We start from the raw sequence: 2,079 nt of genomic DNA on the forward strand, positions 1-2,079 counted from the left end.
CTTCCCCATTGCCTTGAGGACGGCTTCTCCGAGGGTTGCGGGGCTGTCTGCGACGGTTATGCCTGCGGCTTTCATGGCCTCGATCTTGTCGTCGGCGCCGCCCTTGCCGCCGGCGACGATGGCGCCGGCGTGGCCCATGCGGCGGCCCGGAGGGGCGGTGCGCCCGGCGATGAAGCCGGCGGTGGGCTTCTTGCGCCCGCGCTTGGCCTCGTCGATCAGGAATTGCGCCGCCTCTTCCTCGGCCGAGCCGCCGATCTCGCCGATCATGATGATCGATTCGGTTTCGTCATCGGCCAGGAACCATTCCAGCGCGTCGATATGTTCGGTCCCCTTGATCGGATCGCCGCCGATGCCCACGCAGGTGCTCTGGCCCAGGCCCACATCGGTGGTCTGCTTCACCGCCTCATAGGTCAGCGTGCCCGAGCGCGAGACCACGCCCACCGAGCCGCGCTTGTGGATATGGCCGGGCATGATGCCGATCTTGCACGCATCCGGCGTGATCACCCCGGGGCAGTTGGGGCCGACGAGGATGGAGCTGGACCCCTCCAGCGCGCGCTTCACGCGCAGCATGTCCAGCACCGGGATCCCTTCGGTGATGCACACGATCAGCTCCATCCCGGCGTCGATCGCCTCCAGGATGCCATCGGCGGCAAAGGGCGGGGGCACGTAGATCGCGGTCGCATTGGCGCCGGTCCGGGCCTTCGCCTCATGGACGGAGTTGAAGACCGGCAGGCCCAGATGCTCCTGCCCGCCCTTGCCGGGCGTCACGCCGCCCACCATCTGCGTGCCATACGCGATCGCCTGTTCGGAATGGAAGGTCCCCTGGCTGCCGGTGAACCCCTGGCAGATGACCTTGGTGTGCTTGTCTACGAGAACGGCCATGGGATTATCCTTTCACCGCTTTGACGATCTTTTCGGCGGCGTCCGACAGGGTGTCGGCGGCGATCACATCGAGGCCCGAGCCGTTGATGATCTCCTTGCCCTTCTCCACATTGGTGCCCTCCAGACGCACCACCAGCGGCACCTGCAGGCCGACCTCCTTCACCGCGGAGACCACGCCCTCGGCGATGATGTCGCAGCGCATGATGCCACCGAAGATATTGACCAGGATGCCTTTGACATTGGGGTCCGAGGTGATGATCTTGAACGCCTCGGTCACCTTGTCCTTGGTGGCCCCGCCGCCAACATCGAGGAAATTCGCCGGCTCGGCGCCGTAAAGCTTGATGATGTCCATGGTCGCCATGGCCAGGCCCGCGCCATTGACCATGCAGCCGATCTCGCCATCGAGCGCGATGTAATTCAGGTCGAACTTGCTGGCCGCCAGCTCCTTGCTGTCCTCCTCGCTCTCGTCGCGCAGGGCCAGGATGTCCGGCTGGCGGTAGAGCGCGTTGGAATCAAACCCCATCTTGGCGTCCAGGCAGCGCAGATCGCCGTCATTGGTCACGATCAGCGGGTTGATCTCCACCATCTCGGCGTCGCGCTCGATGAACAGCTTGTAGAGCTTGTTGATCAGGTCCACGCATTGCTTGACCTGCTTGCCCTCCAGCCCCAGCGCAAAGGCCACGCGGCGGCCGTGGAAGGGCTGGATGCCCGTGGCCGGATCGACGCTGAAGGACAGGATCTTCTCGGGCGTGGAGGCCGCGACCTCCTCGATGTCCACGCCGCCCTCGGTCGAGCAGACAAAGGACACGCGGCTGCTCACCCGGTCCACCAGCAGCGCCAGATACAGCTCGCGCGCAATGCCCGCGCCATCCTCGATATAGATGCGGCCCACGGCCTTGCCCGCCGGGCCGGTCTGATGCGTGACCAGCGTGCGCCCCAGCATCGCCTGCGCGGCCTCGGCGGCTTCCTCGACCGAGCGCGCAATCCGCACGCCCCCGCCCTCACCGGCCGAAGCCTCCTTGAACGTGCCCTTGCCGCGACCGCCCGCATGAATCTGCGCCTTCACAACCCACACAGGACCCTCCAGAGCCCCCGCAGCCGTCTTCGCCTCCTCAGCCCGCAAAACCGCACGACCATCCGCAACAGGCGCACCATACGCCCGCAACAATCCCTTCGCCTGATACTCGTGTATGTTCA

2 protein-coding genes are annotated in these 2,079 nt (G+C 65.8%); both read right to left on the bottom strand.

The features are described from left to right. The coding region (gene sucD / locus HUK65_RS18265) for a succinate--CoA ligase subunit alpha (protein ID WP_179907683.1) at positions 1–882 on the bottom strand (882 nt) is incomplete at its 3' end. 4 nt (positions 883–886) lie between these two features. Continuing rightward, positions 887–2,079 (bottom strand): ADP-forming succinate--CoA ligase subunit beta (gene sucC, locus HUK65_RS18270; RefSeq protein WP_179907685.1); only part of this gene is annotated, 1,193 nt, incomplete at its 5' end.

It is taken from the genome of Rhabdonatronobacter sediminivivens (assembly GCF_013415485.1).
In the GTDB taxonomy this organism is placed as follows: Bacteria; Pseudomonadota; Alphaproteobacteria; order Rhodobacterales; family Rhodobacteraceae; genus Rhabdonatronobacter; species Rhabdonatronobacter sediminivivens.